17 protein-coding genes and 1 tRNA gene are annotated in these 14,532 nt (G+C 62.9%); 12 read left to right on the top strand and 6 right to left on the bottom strand.

The window, feature by feature from the left end:
• Positions 1 to 7 precede the first annotated feature (7 nt).
• Genes VGG89_12165 through VGG89_12155 form a run of 3 tightly spaced genes read left to right on the top strand, consistent with a single transcriptional unit; the run spans position 8 to position 4,117 of the window.
• The gene (locus tag VGG89_12165; GenBank protein ID HEY1977298.1) at positions 8 to 2,704 is read left to right on the top strand and encodes a hypothetical protein; all 2,697 of its coding nucleotides are present in this window, start codon (positions 8 to 10) and stop codon (positions 2,702 to 2,704) included.
• A complete protein-coding gene (tyrS, locus tag VGG89_12160) occupies positions 2,688 to 3,881 on the top strand; it encodes a tyrosine--tRNA ligase (protein ID HEY1977297.1) in 1,194 nt (397 codons plus the stop codon). Before VGG89_12165 ends, tyrS begins: the two co-directional genes overlap by 17 nt.
• Before the next feature lie 2 nt (positions 3,882 to 3,883).
• On the top strand, positions 3,884 to 4,117 hold the full coding sequence (locus tag VGG89_12155) for a hypothetical protein (GenBank protein ID HEY1977296.1): 234 nt from the start codon (positions 3,884 to 3,886) through the stop codon (positions 4,115 to 4,117).
• Here the strand turns inward: VGG89_12155 and hslO are convergent.
• Complete coding sequence (hslO, locus tag VGG89_12150) at positions 4,114 to 4,995, bottom strand: Hsp33 family molecular chaperone HslO (GenBank protein HEY1977295.1); 882 nt, start codon at positions 4,993 to 4,995, stop codon at positions 4,114 to 4,116. The two genes, VGG89_12155 and hslO, sit on opposite strands and share 4 nt — an antisense overlap.
• A gap of 37 nt (positions 4,996 to 5,032) precedes the next feature.
• Between hslO and aroQ the strand changes: the two genes are divergently transcribed.
• The 3 genes from aroQ (at position 5,033) to VGG89_12135 (ending at position 5,897) form a co-directional block, all read left to right on the top strand.
• A complete protein-coding gene (gene aroQ, locus VGG89_12145; protein HEY1977294.1) occupies positions 5,033 to 5,467 on the top strand; it encodes a type II 3-dehydroquinate dehydratase in 435 nt (144 codons plus the stop codon).
• 57 nt (positions 5,468 to 5,524) lie between these two features.
• Positions 5,525 to 5,815 (top strand): HU family DNA-binding protein, encoded by a 291-nt coding sequence (locus VGG89_12140; GenBank protein HEY1977293.1) that lies wholly within the window; start codon positions 5,525 to 5,527, stop codon positions 5,813 to 5,815.
• Positions 5,816 to 5,822: 7 nt separating this feature from the next.
• Positions 5,823 to 5,897 (top strand) — tRNA-Pro (locus VGG89_12135).
• A 129-nt stretch (positions 5,898 to 6,026) separates the two neighbouring features.
• On the opposite strand, the gene VGG89_12130 is transcribed toward VGG89_12135, so the two are convergent.
• On the bottom strand, positions 6,027 to 6,374 hold the full coding sequence (locus tag VGG89_12130; GenBank protein ID HEY1977292.1) for a hypothetical protein: 348 nt from the start codon (positions 6,372 to 6,374) through the stop codon (positions 6,027 to 6,029).
• Between the two features lie 62 nt (positions 6,375 to 6,436).
• On the opposite strand from VGG89_12130, the gene VGG89_12125 reads away from it, so the two are divergent.
• From VGG89_12125 to VGG89_12115, 3 genes are read left to right on the top strand one after another with little or no spacing between them, the layout of a single operon-like run.
• Positions 6,437 to 6,880, top strand: a complete 444-nt coding sequence (locus VGG89_12125) for a ribonuclease HI family protein (GenBank protein ID HEY1977291.1) — start codon at positions 6,437 to 6,439, stop codon at positions 6,878 to 6,880.
• Between the two features lie 5 nt (positions 6,881 to 6,885).
• The gene (locus VGG89_12120) at positions 6,886 to 7,539 is read left to right on the top strand and encodes a hypothetical protein (protein HEY1977290.1); all 654 of its coding nucleotides are present in this window, start codon (positions 6,886 to 6,888) and stop codon (positions 7,537 to 7,539) included.
• Between the two features lies 1 nt (position 7,540).
• Positions 7,541 to 8,335: a polysaccharide deacetylase family protein gene (locus tag VGG89_12115; GenBank protein HEY1977289.1), complete on the top strand. Its 795-nt coding sequence runs from the start codon at positions 7,541 to 7,543 to the stop codon at positions 8,333 to 8,335.
• Here VGG89_12115 and VGG89_12110 read toward each other — a convergent pair.
• A complete protein-coding gene (locus tag VGG89_12110; GenBank protein HEY1977288.1) occupies positions 8,304 to 8,636 on the bottom strand; it encodes a DUF3465 domain-containing protein in 333 nt (110 codons plus the stop codon). The two genes, VGG89_12115 and VGG89_12110, sit on opposite strands and share 32 nt — an antisense overlap.
• 75 nt (positions 8,637 to 8,711) lie before the next feature.
• Here VGG89_12110 and VGG89_12105 point away from each other — a divergent pair, with 75 nt between their 5' ends.
• Positions 8,712 to 9,284 carry a GNAT family N-acetyltransferase gene (locus tag VGG89_12105; GenBank protein ID HEY1977287.1) on the top strand — a complete coding sequence of 191 codons (573 nt, stop codon included), beginning with the start codon at positions 8,712 to 8,714 and terminating at the stop codon, positions 9,282 to 9,284.
• On the opposite strand, the gene VGG89_12100 is transcribed toward VGG89_12105, so the two are convergent.
• The 3 genes from VGG89_12100 to VGG89_12090 are packed head-to-tail and all read right to left on the bottom strand — an operon-like array spanning position 9,253 to position 11,950.
• Complete coding sequence (locus VGG89_12100; protein ID HEY1977286.1) at positions 9,253 to 9,735, bottom strand: NUDIX hydrolase; 483 nt, start codon at positions 9,733 to 9,735, stop codon at positions 9,253 to 9,255. The two genes, VGG89_12105 and VGG89_12100, sit on opposite strands and share 32 nt — an antisense overlap.
• Positions 9,732 to 10,901, bottom strand: a complete 1,170-nt coding sequence (locus VGG89_12095; protein ID HEY1977285.1) for a glycosyltransferase family 4 protein — start codon at positions 10,899 to 10,901, stop codon at positions 9,732 to 9,734. The genes VGG89_12100 and VGG89_12095 overlap by 4 nt, the downstream gene beginning before the upstream one ends.
• Positions 10,898 to 11,950, bottom strand: a complete 1,053-nt coding sequence (locus VGG89_12090) for a glycosyltransferase family 1 protein (protein ID HEY1977284.1) — start codon at positions 11,948 to 11,950, stop codon at positions 10,898 to 10,900. The genes VGG89_12095 and VGG89_12090 overlap by 4 nt, the downstream gene beginning before the upstream one ends.
• 58 nt (positions 11,951 to 12,008) lie before the next feature.
• On the opposite strand from VGG89_12090, the gene VGG89_12085 reads away from it, so the two are divergent.
• On the top strand, positions 12,009 to 12,899 hold the full coding sequence (locus VGG89_12085) for a glycosyltransferase family 2 protein (GenBank protein HEY1977283.1): 891 nt from the start codon (positions 12,009 to 12,011) through the stop codon (positions 12,897 to 12,899).
• Positions 12,900 to 12,960: 61 nt separating this feature from the next.
• Positions 12,961 to 14,457, top strand: a complete 1,497-nt coding sequence (locus VGG89_12080) for a hypothetical protein (protein ID HEY1977282.1) — start codon at positions 12,961 to 12,963, stop codon at positions 14,455 to 14,457.
• The last annotated feature ends 75 nt before the right edge of the window (positions 14,458 to 14,532 follow it).

The following is a 14,532-nucleotide window of genomic DNA, read 5'->3' as shown; positions in this document are numbered from 1 at the left end:
TCCTTACGTGAAAGTCATCGAGGGCAATCCGGAACGCGAACGCTTATACCAAGCGCGGACCGGCATTGCAGATTGGCGCTTCTGGGGACCGTATCTCAGCGACCGCCAATGGGGCACGGTGCGCGAAGATTACAGCGCCGGACAGACCGCCTGGGAATCCTTTCCGTTCGATCAAGCGCGCTTGCGCGCGTATCGATGGGGCGAAGACGGCATCGCCGGAGTCTCCGACGACCGCCAGTATCTCTGCTTTGCGTTTGCGTTTTGGAACGGCGCCGATCCGTTTTTGAAAGAGCGCTATTTCGGCCTCACGAACGCCGAGGGCAATCACGGCGAAGACGTCAAGGAATACTACTTCTACCTCGACAATTTGCCGACGCACGCCTACATGAAGGCGCTCTACAAATATCCGCAAGCGGAGTTCCCCTACGCGCGCCTGCGCGCCGAAAACGCGCGCCGGACCCGCAAGGAGCCCGAGTTCGAGTTGATCGACACCGGCATTTTCGATCGCGACGAATATTTCGACATCTTCATGGAATACGCGAAGGCGGCGCCCGACGACATGCTCATCCGTTTGACGGTGGTCAACCGGGGATCGGCGCCGGCGGAGCTGCACGCGTTGCCGACGTGGTGGTTTAGAAATATGTGGGCCTGGGTCGGCGGGAGCCATCCGAAGAAGCCTTCGATTTTACTGGACGACGGGCGCGACGAAATGCTGGTCTTTCGCGCCCTCGATAAGAAGCTCGGTAACCGGTACCTCTACTGCGAAGCCGGCGCCACGCCGCTGTTTACGGAGAACGATACCAACTTCGAGGCCCTTTGGGGCGTGCCGAACGCAACGCCGTTCACAAAAGACGGGTTCGACGCTTACGTCGTTCACGGCGATCAGGGGGCAGTCAATCCGGAGCGAACGGGGACGAAGGCTGCGGCATATTATCGTCTCGTGCTCGGGCCCGGCGAAAAGCGCGTGCTGCGTATGCGCATGTGCAATGCCGTTGACGCCGATCCGCTCGGTGCTGGGTTCGACGGCGTCTTTGACGAGCGCGTTGCCGAAGCCGATCGCTTTTACGCGGGACTCGGAACGCCGTCGACGTCGCGCGAACTGCTCGCGGTGCAGCGTCAAGCGTTTGCCGGAATGCTATGGTCGAAACAACTCTACCGCTACTCGGTCTTCGAGTGGCTCAGCGGCGATCCGGCCGGCCCCGCACCGCCGGATTCGCGCTGGCACGGCCGCAATCACGAATGGATTCATCTCTACAACCACGACGTGATCTCGATGCCCGACAAGTGGGAGTACCCGTGGTACGCGTCGTGGGATCTCGGCTTTCACGCGATAACTCTGGCATTAATCGATCCCGACTTTGCCAAAAATCAGCTCGAGCTGCTGACCATGGAATGGTACATGCATCCCAACGGGCAGATTCCGGCTTACGAGTGGGCCTTTAGCGACGTCAATCCGCCGGTGCTGGCGATGGCGGCGCTGCGCGTCTATAACGTCGAGCGGCGTCTCTACGGAGCGGGCGACCGCGACTTTCTCAAACGCATGTTCAAGAAGCTCGCGTTGAACTTTACGTGGTGGGTCAATCGTAAGGACGCCGAAGGCAACAACGTATTCCAAGGCGGATTCCTGGGACTCGACAACATCGGGGCGGTCGATCGCGGAGCGTTGCCGCCCGGCTATCGCCTCGACCAATCCGACGGAACGAGCTGGATGGCGATGTTCTGCGCCTCCATGATGGAAATGGCCGGCGAGCTCGCCGAGCAAGACGCGACGTATCTGGACATGTTCGCGAAGTTCTTGACGCACTTCATCTACATTTACTCGGCGATCCATTCGTACGGGGGCGGCCTGTGGTGCGAAGAAGACGGGTTCTACTACGATTACATGCAGTTCCCGAACGGCGAACGCGAGCCGATGCGGATCCGGTCGGTCGTGGGGTTGATCCCGCTCTTTGCGATTATCGTCGGCGAACGCGATGGTACCGGACCGCTGCTTCGCGTGAGGGACCGTTTGATTTGGACGCTCGACCGGCGTCCCGACTTAGCCGACTTCGCGAAGACGTTCGAAGTCGTTGGACCGCAGAACCGGCAGATGGCGGCCGTCGTCGACTCCAAGCGTTTAGAAAGCATCCTCGCGCGGCTGCTCGACGAGGACGAGTTTCTGAGCCCCTACGGCATCCGCGCGCTCTCCAAGATTCATCGCGAGCAGCCCTTCGGGCTTTCGGCCGACGGTATGGCGTTTCGCGTGGGTTACGAGCCCGCCGAATCGGAAACGGAACTGTTTGGAAGCAACTCCAACTGGCGCGGTCCGATTTGGTTTCCCATCAACTTCCTGATCATCCGTTCGTTGCGAATGTATCACCAGTATCTGGGCAAGGAGTTCACCGTCGAGTTCCCGACTCGTTCGGGCCGGCGGATATCGCTGGACGAAGTAGCCGACGAGCTGAGACGGCGCTTGGTCTCTATTTTTACGAAGGATGCCGGCGGCCGGCGTCCCTTCGCGGGTGCCCACCGAAAGCTGCAAGAGGATCCGCATTGGCGGGAGTATGCACTCTTCTACGAGTATTTCAACGGCGACACGGGCGCCGGATTAGGCGCGTCGCACCAGACCGGATGGACCGGTCTCGTTGCCAATCTCATCGCGGAAATGGAGTCTCCGGAACTGAAAGCGCCGCCGCATCCTCTCGCTCATGACCGCAACGCCTGAGGAGCTGCTCGACGGTTTCGAACACGTCGAAACGGTGGAAGATTTCCGCGCGCGACTCGCGCTCGGACGCCCATTGCGTGTCAAGCTCGGCATCGATCCGACGAGCCCCGACCTCCATCTGGGTTTCATGGTCGTGCTGCACAAGCTGCAGCGCTTCGCCGAGGCCGGTCACCAGGTGACGCTCATTATCGGCGATGGGACCGCTCGTATCGGCGATCCAAGCGGGAAGAACGTTACGCGTCCGCAGCTTTCCGCCGAAGAAATCGAAGCAAACATGGAGACGTACCGGGCGCAAGCGGGCAAGGTGCTCGATCTCGAACGCATCTCGATTCGCTACAACTCCGAGTGGCTCGACCGCCTGTCGCTGGGCGATCTCATCAAGCTGCTGTCGAAGACGACCGTCGCGCAGATGCTCGAGCGCAACGACTTCCACAACCGCTACTCGGCCGGCACGCCGATCGCGCTGCACGAATTTCTGTATCCCGTCGCGCAGGCGTACGACTCGATCGCGATCGAGGCCGACGTCGAGCTCGGCGGCAGCGACCAGCTTTTCAATCTCTTACTCGGCCGGCACTATCAGCGCGAGTCGGGACAAATGCCGCAAATCTGTGCGACGGTCCCGCTGCTCGTCGGGCTCGACGGTCAGAAGAAGATGAGCAAGTCGCTGGGCAACTACGTCGGCATCACCGAGCCGGCTACCGAGCAGTTCGGCAAGCTGATGAAGATCGGCGACGAGCTGATTCCGACGTACGCTCGGCTAGCCGCGTTTCGATCCAAGGCCGAGTGCGATCGTCTTGCGGCCGCGTTGCAATCGGGCGACGTCAAAGCGATGGATGCCAAGAAGGACGTGGCCTCCGACATCGTCGCGCGCTACCATGGTGCGCAAGCCGCGCGCGAGGCGTGCGAGCATTTCGAGCGCACCGTTCAGCGCAAAGAGCTGCCCTCGGGCGAGCTTCGGGAGTTGGCGGCCGGCGACGCCGTTCGCATCGTCGATCTGCTCGTCCAAGCCGGTTTCGCCGAAAGCCGTCGCGCCGCCGAGCGACTAATCTCGGGGAACGGCGTCAAGGTCGATGGTATAGTCGTGAACGACCCCAAGGCGGTCTGGACCGCCTCCGAGCCGGCCGTGCTTTCGGTGGGCTCGCGCAAGTTCGTCCGCATTCGTCGGGAGAAAGACTAACGATGGCGCAATCGTCCGCGATAACGTACACCTCGTCCACAAAGCCGATAGAAGGCAAAGCGTTCGTGTGTAAACGCTGCCGGCGCGAGTACAACTATCCCGCGCCCGGCGAACGGCCGATTCGTTGCGAGTGCGGTTGGTGGTATCTCAACGAAGGGGGCCGGATTCGCGAGAGCTATTGGCAGCGAATCGAGCCTTACCGCGAACCTGAGAACGTAGAAAAGATCTTCCGCTAGAGCCGTCCTGCCAATGCGAGTATTTCTTCGCGTGTGAACGTGTACGGCTTTTTGCAGAACTCGCAGACGGCTTCGGTTTCATCGCGCGCGGACGCCATCTCGCGAAGCTCGTGGGCGCCAAGTCCCAACAGCATCGACTCCACCTTTTGCGACGTGCACAGACACGCGAAGCGTACGTCGACCTCGCGCTGAGCCCGTAAGTCAACGTCGCCTCCGAGCGAGTGGAGCAGCTCCGCCGCATCCGCGCCTTCGGCAATGAGCTTGGTCAGCGGCGGCATAGCGAGTGCGCGCTCCTCGAGTGCCTTCACGGCGCGTTCGTCGGCGCCGGGGAGCACTTGTGCGAGAACTCCGCCCGCCGCGATGACGCCGCCGGGATTCGCAAGCACGCCGAGCGCCACAACGCTGGGAATCTGCTGCGACTGCGCGAGATACACCGCGAGATCTTCGGCAACTTCGCCCGTCTCGAGCGGCACGACCCCCACGTAGGGGTGGCCGACTTCGAAGGAGCGCGCGACCTGCAGCGAGCCCCGTCCGACGGCTCCGCCCACGTCGAACTTTCCCCGGGCGTCGATCGGCAGGTCGACGTGGGGGCGGCGGGTGTAGGCGCGAGCTCCCACAGTGTTTTCGTCGAGGAGCCACGCGTCGGCGGTCAGCGACTCCAGCGGACCGTCGCCGGTGATCTGCAGCGATATGCGCTCCCGCCCTTTGAGAGCGGCACCGAAGAGCACCGCGCCGGTCGCCAGCCGTCCAACGGCAGCCGCGGCTGTCGGCCAGAGGCCGTGACGTGCCTGGATCTCACGAACGAGGCCGGTCGTAATCGTTGCAACGATTGAGATGCCGGTATCCTGCGCGGTGGCGCTAAGCAAAAGGTCTGGCATGGGATGACAATTCGCCCTGGGTCCAAAAGTCGCTTGCATGCGCGTACTGGTATTGCACGGCCCAAATCTGAATTTGCTGGGCACACGCGAACCCGAGCTTTACGGATCGCAAACGCTCGGCGACGTGAACGACACGATCGCGGCCGGCGCCGCCGAACTCGCGGTTCACGTCGTGTGCGAGCAGTACAACGGCGAAGGGCAGATCGTCGACGCCCTTCACGGCGCGCGAACTGGTTACGATGCCGTCGTCATCAATCCCGGCGCATACGCGCATTACTCGTATGCGATCGCCGACGCTATCGCAGCAATACGCATTCCCGTTATCGAGGTTCATCTTTCGAACGTCGCCGGACGTGAAGAGTTTCGCCGAAAGTCCGTCACCGCGGTCGCTTGCCGCGGCGTCATAAGTGGGCTGGGGGCCCTTTCCTACGTGCTGGCGCTGCGCGCTCTTGTGGAACTGCAGGAAAAGTAGCGATTTCTCGGATATCCCCACCCAGGCGGTTCAAACTGCCGCCAGGGGACGTGTACCTTGACAAAGGCGGATCTCATCGACGCCGTTGCGGGTGGGGCGGAACTCTCCAAACGACAAGCGACGCACGTCGTCGAGCTCGTCCTGGACGAGATCAAGAAGGCACTGCAAAACGGTGACCGCGTCGCGTTGACGCCGTTCGGCAGCTTCGTCGTACGCTCGCGCAGTGCGCGCGAAGGACGCAACCCAAAGACAGGAGAGAAGCTCGAAATTCCCGCCCGCACCGTCCCGGCCTTTGTCGCAGGCAGGTCTCTGAAGGAGGCCGTCGCAAAGAAAGGCGCGCGCAAGTAAGACGCAGCGGGCCGTAGCGAAGCTTGGTTATCGCGCTAGTCTGGGGGACTAGAGATCGCTGGTTCGAATCCAGTCGGCCCGATTTTTCCTCTGGCGTCGTCGCGTGGGATCTCGTGTACCGTAGTACACTTCGATCCCCCGCTCCTAGCCAGAGAAAAAATCGGCTCATGCGGCGCTGGACGAAACGATGGAAGAAAACGGGGACGGCGCCTTATTGGGTGCTTATTTTTTCGTTGGCGTTGTTGAGTAAGTAAATCTTGTCGGCGTGGCGCATCCCCAGTGCCTTCTGGTCGTAGATGACTCCGACGTACTGTCCGGCCTTGACGTCCTTCATTTGATACGTCGTCTTACCGTTCGCCGAGAAGACTTGGTCGAACTTCGGAAGGATTTCGAAACTTAGCGTCTGCTTCGTCTTCGGATCCTGCACCTTGATATTGCTGCTGGAAACGTGGACCGTGATGCCGTAGAACGTATTGGCCGCCAACACCAGTTGCGGGGTTAGAACCATTACGGCGGCCGCCAGCACGGCTAGGAGTGTCTTCGGAAAGAACGCTTTCATGGCGCCGTTTTACCCCGGGAGCGGGCGGGCCATGCGTCGGTAGCGCCGAAAGAGCCGCCCTCATGGAGACGCTTTTTGACGCCATTCCACCCGAAGCGACGCTCTTCGCTGACGGCGGGTCGCGAGGGAATCCCGGTCCCGCAGCAAGCGGGGCCGTGCTCCTCGATGCCGGCGGCGCTCTCCTGGAAGAAGTCGGCGAGTACCTCGGTATTGCCACCAACAACGTCGCGGAGTGGACGGCGCTTCTCTTGGGGCTCCAAGCGGCCGCGAACCGCGGCATTCGCCGCCTGGCCGTGCGCCTCGATTCCGAACTGGTCGTGCGTCAAATGCTGGGCGAGTATCGCGTGAAACACGCCGACCTGCAACCGCTGCATCGTCGCGCCCTTGCACTGCTCCGGCGGTTCGAGCACGTCGACGTGCGCCACGTGCCGCGCAAGCAAAACGCCGCGGCCGACAAGCTCGTCAACCGCGTGCTCGACGCTCAAGCCCCGTCGCCGGCGAAATAACGTTCGTGCGCCGCCTGCCGATCGTCGAGATCGTCGTCGTTATCTTCGTCATAGTCGTCGCCATAATCGGCTGGCAGGTCGACAGCTACCGCTACCATCTGCAATATGGAACTCACGCGAAGGCCGCGCCGAGCGAGCTGTACGCCCACTTGACGATTCAGTACGCAAAGCCGCCGATTTACGAAGAATCGTACGACATGAAAGATATTGAGGGCGTCTCGAGCTTCCAATACCGGATTCGCAGCTACAACTGCCGCGAAATCACGATTAAAGCGCCGGCCTCTAAAGTCACCGACGTCAGCTTTTTCTTCGGGAAGCTCGATCAGGACGGCATTTGGCAGCTCACCAATAAAGCGCCGCTTCCGAACGCGCCAGCAACCTATACGGTGAACGTCAAGCAGCTCGCCGACTACAAGCAGGGCGAGCGCACCGTAACGTTCACGGATCCGCATTATTGGGCGACGACGGCCGGACGCCAGTTCCATCTCGATCTCTCGAAGCAAAATCCGAGCGACCTGCTGAAGATGCAGAGCACCGCGCTCGCCGACCCGCGTTACGAGCAGATCGTCGCGGACTTTCGTCAGTTCGGACCGGACGAGTTTCGCTCGAACGTTGCAGCCGCTCAGACTCGCGCGCGTACGGCAAAGTGTCCGTCGTAGGATGACGATGAGGGTCGCGACGGCCGCGACGTTTTGTCTGACGATCGCGGCATTCATTGCGTTTGCTGCGTACGAAGCTGCGGAGAGCCCCGGCAGCCAAATCTTCGGCAAAACGCTGGTGAGCGGCCCTCGCGACGAACGGGTCGTCGCGCTGACGTACGACGACGGACCGAATCCTCCGTACACAAACGCCATCGTCGACGTCTTGCACCGGGAACACGTGCGCGCGACGTTCTTCGTGGTCGGTCAGGCGGTGCAGGCGTATCCAGCCGTCGTTCGTCGTGAGGTGCGCGACGGTAATGCCATCGGAAATCACACGTGGGCGCACGAGCACCTGGTGCTCGACGATTCCGCCTCCTTGAGCGAAACGCTGGAGAAGACGGATCGCGCGATTTTTGGAGCGACGGGAACGCACACGAAAATCATGCGACCGCCCTACGGTGGACGCGACTGGCTCGTGCTCGGCGAAGTGCGCAAGCTCGGCTACACGCCGGTGATGTGGTCGGTTCCGCTGGCCAAAGACTGGGAGTACCCGCCCGCGAGCGTCATCGCTCAGCGCGTTCTCCGCTACGTTAGCGACGGTTCGATCATCGTGCTCCACGACGGAAATCGCGGCATCGTTTGCGCGCGCTCGCACCAACCCGCGCACACGTGCGATCGCAGCGCGGACGTTGAGGCGACCCTCCTCATCGTCGAATCGCTCAAACGCGAAGGCTATCGCTTCGTAACCATCCCCGAACTTCTCGAGCGCGGAAGCGCCGAAGCTACGCGTACAAGCGGTCGCGTAAGCGAATAAACCCGCCGGGATGACGTCCGGCGGGATCGTGGTGCGTCCAATGCACGACCGGTGGTTTGCCGCGGTCGTGCACCATCTCGCCGCACACTTCGACACGGTCGCCCACGCGAACGGGGCAGCGCGGCGCGATGTCGACGTTATCGACGACCTCAACGGGGCCGGCGGCCGTGGAAGCTTCGAACGCTTCGTGCGTAGAACGCGACCGCGCGCCGTAGAAGAAGCGCGGCGTCGAAGCGACAGTTGCTTGAAAATCGACCCGCGCGGGAGCAGTCGAACGGTATGCTGCGGTCAAGTCGTTCATACTGGGCGGTCTATCACGCGTTCGAATGCCGCCGACAAGAGGCTAGACGGGATTGCGCGAAGTGAGCGGCGTCGCATGAGAGCCCTGAGAACGGAGCGCCTTCTCCTCGAGCCCGTCACGTCATCGAATGCCGAGGCGCTCTGGAACGTGCTCCAGGCCCCGCATCTGCGGGAATACCAGGACCTGCCGGACCTGTCGCTCGAGCAGTTCGTGGCCGCAGTTTCCGAACGCCCGCAGTCGCTCTCTCCCGGAGCGACCGGCCGCTTCGAATGGCTCGTCTACGGCACCGGAGGCAACGGGGCAATCGGCTGGATATCCCTTCGCATCGCCGAGCGGACGCGCTCGACGGCCGAGATCGGTTACAGCATCGTTCGCGATTATCGCGGGCGCGGACTGGCTACCGAAGCCGTGTCGGTGCTCATCGATGAGGGTTTTCGAAGCGTCGGTTTGCAACGGGTTCGGGCGTACTGCGTTCCCGACAATCTGTCGTCGCGCCGGGTGTTGGCCAACAACGGCTTCGAGGACGACGGCGTTTTGCCGCACGGCGCGACCTTGGCCGGACAGCCGGTCGACGTTATTGCCTTCACGCTCGAGCGCGCGCGCTGGGAGGCGCGCGCTACGTCGAACCGCTCGGCCACCGGATCGTAACGCCGGCGTCGGCAAATCCCGCGTATCGCTGCGGCAGCCGTTCGCGCAGATAGGCAAGCAAGGGTTCGCGAACCACCGGAATCACGATACGCGACGCGACCTCTTCGAGCGAAACCCACGCTACCCCCACGACGTGGTCGTCCGGCACGGCGCCGCGCAACGGGAGCGCATCGGCGCCGTCCAACTCAACGACGAACGCCGCGTTGACGAAGTGCACGCCGTCGGAACGGTCGTAGCTTTCGCTCACGTACGCGAGCTCTCGAATCGTCGCACGATAGCCCGTCTCTTCGAAACATTCGCGGATCGCCGTTTCGGGGAGCAACTCACCTTCTTGTTGCCGTCCGCCGGGAAGGTTCCACAGCGGTTGGGGATGGTTTGCGTACTGTGACGCGACCAACAGCACGCATTCGTTTCGAACGCACAGCGCCGTCGCAAGGTGAACGTGCTTCACGCCGCACCGCCGTAGATCGCCCGCAATCGCGCGACGTGATCGAGTAGGCGATACCTGCGGGCTGCCTCGAACGCGCCGGCCGACGCGGCGCGCCATCGTGTTTCGTCGAGCATCTCGACGATCGCGCACGCGAGGCCGTCCTCGTCGCCGCGCGGAACCAAAACGCCGGTTTTGGCATCGAGCCATTGGTCGATGCCGCCGCTATCATAGGCGACCACCGGACGCCCGCGCGCAAATGCCTCGATGCCGACGAGACCAAAGGGTTCGCCCCACGTCGACGGCATCGCGACCATGGTCGCGTTATCGTATGCAGCCCGCAGGGCGGCCGCGTCGAGTCTACCCAGCGCGTCCAACGCAACGCCGAGCGCGCGCGCTTCGTCGAGCGTTGCCGCCAGATCGGGACCTTCGCCCGCGATCGCGACGCGCGGACGCTTGGCCGCATCGATAGCGGCGACCGCGCGTACCAACGAACGCGCGCCCTTTGACGGCATGACTCTTCCGGCGAACAACACGACGTCGGCGCTGGGGCGCGGTGCCGGTGCTGCGGCATAAGCGGTGTCTTCAAGCGGCGGAGCGATCGAGGACACACGGTCGACCGGTACGCCGTTGCGGCACGCAATCGCTCCCATGTATTCGGAGAACACGATGGTCGTATCGGCCGCGCGAACCCACGACGCAATACCTTCGCGAATGCCGGTCAATGCGAGCGTACGCGGTCGCGGACCGTACGCACACCCGTGGATCAGCGAATGAAGCCCGCACGCGTACGCGCTCATCGCGACGTTGCAGACGCCGCCGCCCTGCGGATACAGCCGGTCGCCGTTAGGACAGAAGGGCCGATGATCGTGCAGATGATAGATGCTCCGCCGCGCTCGCGCCGCGCGCAGCACGTCCGCATCGAGAACGTTGTGCGCGACCGTGACGTCGGGGGCGAAGTCGCGCGCGATCGACGCGACTTGCTCTGCCGCGGCGGCTGACGGCTGATCGTGTTCGTCGCTCCACGCAACGGCGACTGCTTCGACGCCGTACGCATGGGGTTGCGCGGCGCTGCGCGCGACGACGCGGATCGAATCGCCCGCGGCGGCTAGCGCCGGCAGCGTCGCTCGTAAGTAGCTCTCTGTTCCTCCTTCGTTGTCGACACGCTCGCAGAGCACGAGAATCCTCACGCTTGCGCCACCGCCCGGAAGAGCTCGAGATGCGCGCGCGCGCTTTCGTCCCATGAGAAATTAGTCGCGCGATCGAGCCCCGCTATGCGCAAGCGATCCCTCAGCGCGGCGTCGTCGACGATGCGCCGAAGCGCCATCGACCACGCCGCCGCATCGTCGGGTGCGGCATAGAGCGGCGCCTCTGCGCCGATCTCGGGCAGGCAACTCGATTGCGATGCGATCACCGGCGTCCCGCACGCCATCGCCTCGATCATCGGCATGCCGAACGTTTCGTGATACGACGGGAGCGCGAGCACGATCGCCCCGCGATACAACGCACGCAGCCGCCGGTCGTCGCGCGCGGAGAGGTCGTCGCCGACGTTTCCGACTCCAACGATGCCGGGAAGCTGCGGCGCTTGCGATCCGGCAATCGCCAGCGGCGGCGCGGCATCTTGGGAAGGAAACGCGCGACGATACGCCTCGTAAAGAAGGAAGAAGTTTTTCCTCGGCTCGCCGATCGGATCGCCGACGAACAACAGGTAGCGTCCGGTCTCGAGTCCCCGCGGCAGCGGATCGGCAACCCCGGGCGCAAACGAACTCTCCACCCCGTGGTAAATCACGGCGATGCGCTCCGGCGACAAGTTGAAGACGGAAGAAATTTCGCCGCGTCCGAACTCCGACACCGCAACGAACTGCGTCGCCGTCCGCGCCGAACGCAAAAACGGATCCTGATCGTTCGCGCGCTTGCGCGCGTCGTCGGCAGGGTATCGGAACGGAACCGCGTCGTGGATCGTCGCGACGCTGGGAAGATTCGAGCGGAAGAAGGTGCCGTTGGCGGGGTGCCAGATCACGTCGTCGCGTCGGCTCGCGCGCGACGAAACCCGAAAGTCCTTCGATCCCAGCGCGGTCGCGAGCGCTCGGCGCCGGCGGAACGCAAACGGTCCCTGCACCAGCAGTGTCAGCGCCACGTCGTCGCGCGCCACGAGGCGCCGGAGAATCGCGCGCGCGTAACGCCCGATGCCGCGCGTGTCGTCGGCGACGACGCGCGCGTCCACAGCGAGCCGTAACATCGCGGCGGAGTTCGCGTAGGCGGCGGAAAGTCCGCCCCGCGCCCCGAACCGCGACCCGATGTCCAACGTAAACGGCGTCGCGGCGCACCTCATTCTGGGCCCGCGCGAAGAGCCGTTTTTGGCCCCAATGCTCGCCTCTATCGAAGGCGCCGCGACGCTATTGATCGTCAACGACAACGGCGGCGACCCGTCGCCGCACGCCGCCGCGCTCGCGAACAGCGCTTTTGGACGGGAGAACCGGCTGGTCGTCGATCGCACGCCGTTTAACGGCTTCGCCGGCGCGCGCAACGCCTGCATGCGTATCCACGCGGAGCGCGACGCCGGCGATTGGATTGCGTTTATCGATGCCGACGAAGTGCACGGCAGCGCCGTACGGCAGGTCGCGGGAAACCTCCACCGCGTTCCGCCGGCTTACGACTTCGTGGACGGCTACACGTGGCATTTCTTTCAGTCGTTCGACTACTACACGTCGATCGAGCGCCGGATGATGTTCTTTCGCTACAAACCCGGCATTAGTTGGGAAGGCGCCGTCCACGAGCGGCTGCTCGGCTTGCACGGAAAACGCATCGCGCTTCCCTACGTTTACGCGCATTACGGACACACGTTGCAGCCGCGCCGTCACGCCGAAAAAGGACGCCATTATTCGTCGCTCGGCGCGCCCGGCGGCGTCCTGCGCGAAGACCAGCTCGACGATTTCGACGTGGCGGAGTACTTCGCGCCGGAGTATCCGCGTTTGCTCGAGTTCCGCGCGCAGCATCCGTCCGCCGCGCGCGCGACGATTGCGGCGCTCGGGCCCCAGCTGCGCGAATATCACGACCTCACGGCACGCATCGTCCGCGCCCAATCGGCGCGCGTCAAAGCGCGCAACGTCGTTCGCCAGGCTAACTACGAACTGCGCTGGCGTGGCCGAAAGCTCGATAAAATCGCTCGAATGCTTCTCCAGCGGTAGGCATCGGGGTCTATGGGGCCCACCGAAGATAAGCTCGGATCGGCGGCGAAATAGGCCGGCTATGAGGCGCTGGTTTTTCCTTTTGCCGCTCGCCTTGCTGGCGGCGTGTTCGAGCGGCTTGCATTCTGCACTTCCCAACGCTCCGGTAGCCGGCGCACCGATGGGCGCGCTCGGGCCGCGTCTCAAGTTAAGCGTCACCCATCGCGGCCGGCCGCACTACTTTTACAACCGCTCGCTGTTTGCGGCGATTAACCGCGCGCATCCAGATTCCGCACCCTACGCCGGTCCGCTGCTCTACGGCGGCGGTGCCGTGCAAACCGTTCCCGAGTCGTACCTCATCTTTTGGGGCTGGAGCGGCTCGACCGACGCGACCGCCGATCCCGACTATCTGGCGCCGTACATGGTCAGCTTTTTCAAAGCGATTCCAGCAAGCAGCTGGCTCGCTACGACCACCCAGTACTCCCAGGATTTAGGCTCGCTCGAATACATTACCAACCCGGCTGGACAGTACGCCGGTGCGACCTACGATCCCAGCACCGTGCCAAGCACGTACACCGAGGCCGACGTATATAACGAAGCGATAAAGTTCGCCGGCACGGTCGGCTATAACGCTAACGTCAACTACATCGTCGTCACGCCCCACGGTCACTCGATCAGCGGGTTCAATAGTTCCAGCGGCTTCTGCGCGTACCACAGCGCGGTGAGCACGACGCATGGCCAGTTGTCGTTTACCGTTTTTCCGTACATTCCCGACGCCGGCTATTACTGTGGGGCAGGTTCGGTAAACTCGCATTCCAGCAACGCCGGTATCCTCGACGGTGTCAGCATCGTCGGTGGCCACGAAGAAGCCGAAACGATCACCGATCCCGACGCAGCGACCGGCTGGCTCGATTCCAACGGTCAAGAGATCGGGGACAAGTGCGCGTGGTACCATCTACAGAACACGAGCTTTGGTGGAACGACGCTCGGCACGAGCATGTTCCCGACGCAGCCGCTATGGAGCAATGCCGCCGCGTCTGCGTCAGGGTGCGTCCAGAGCTACGGCGGTTCGTCGCCGACCCCGACGCCTAGTCCGCCGCCCTCGACGAACGCTATCGCCAATCCCGGCTTCGAAACGAGTCACCTCAAGCCGTGGAGCACTTGCCGCTCGGCGGGGAAAATGCCGCTCGCATTCACGACCACCCAAAAGCCGCATACCGGCAGCTACGATGCGTACGCGGGCACGGTCGCTAATCAAAAGGAACCTGCGGGTTTAACGGCCGTTTGCCAGCGGGTAACGATACCGGCCGGCGGTCGGCTCACCGTATGGTTGCGCGGCATTTCCGATGACAAGCGCAACGGCGTCTTTCAGTTCGTTCGCTTGTACACTTCGTCCGGAGGCCTCGCTAAGACGCTCTTTACGTTCAATGCGAACAATAAGACGTGGTTCGAGCAAACAGTCGATCTCTCTGCTTATGCGGGCCGTCAATATTACCTAGCGTTCGGCATCCAAGGAAAGAAGAACGCGCACGGCCGCGTTATCGGTCTCTTCGTCGACGACGTAACGCTCGCTCCCTAATTCTCGTCGAATCGCCGTAAGCGAGTAGCCCGTCCCTCTTGCGGCCGGAGCGTACTCCGGCGACGTGAAACTAAC

This window comes from Candidatus Baltobacteraceae bacterium, from assembly GCA_036488875.1.
Taxonomy (GTDB): domain Bacteria; phylum Vulcanimicrobiota; class Vulcanimicrobiia; order Vulcanimicrobiales; family Vulcanimicrobiaceae; genus JAFAHZ01.
The sequence above is the reverse complement of the archived record's forward strand: the minus strand, read 5'-3'. Positions and strand labels throughout refer to the sequence as shown.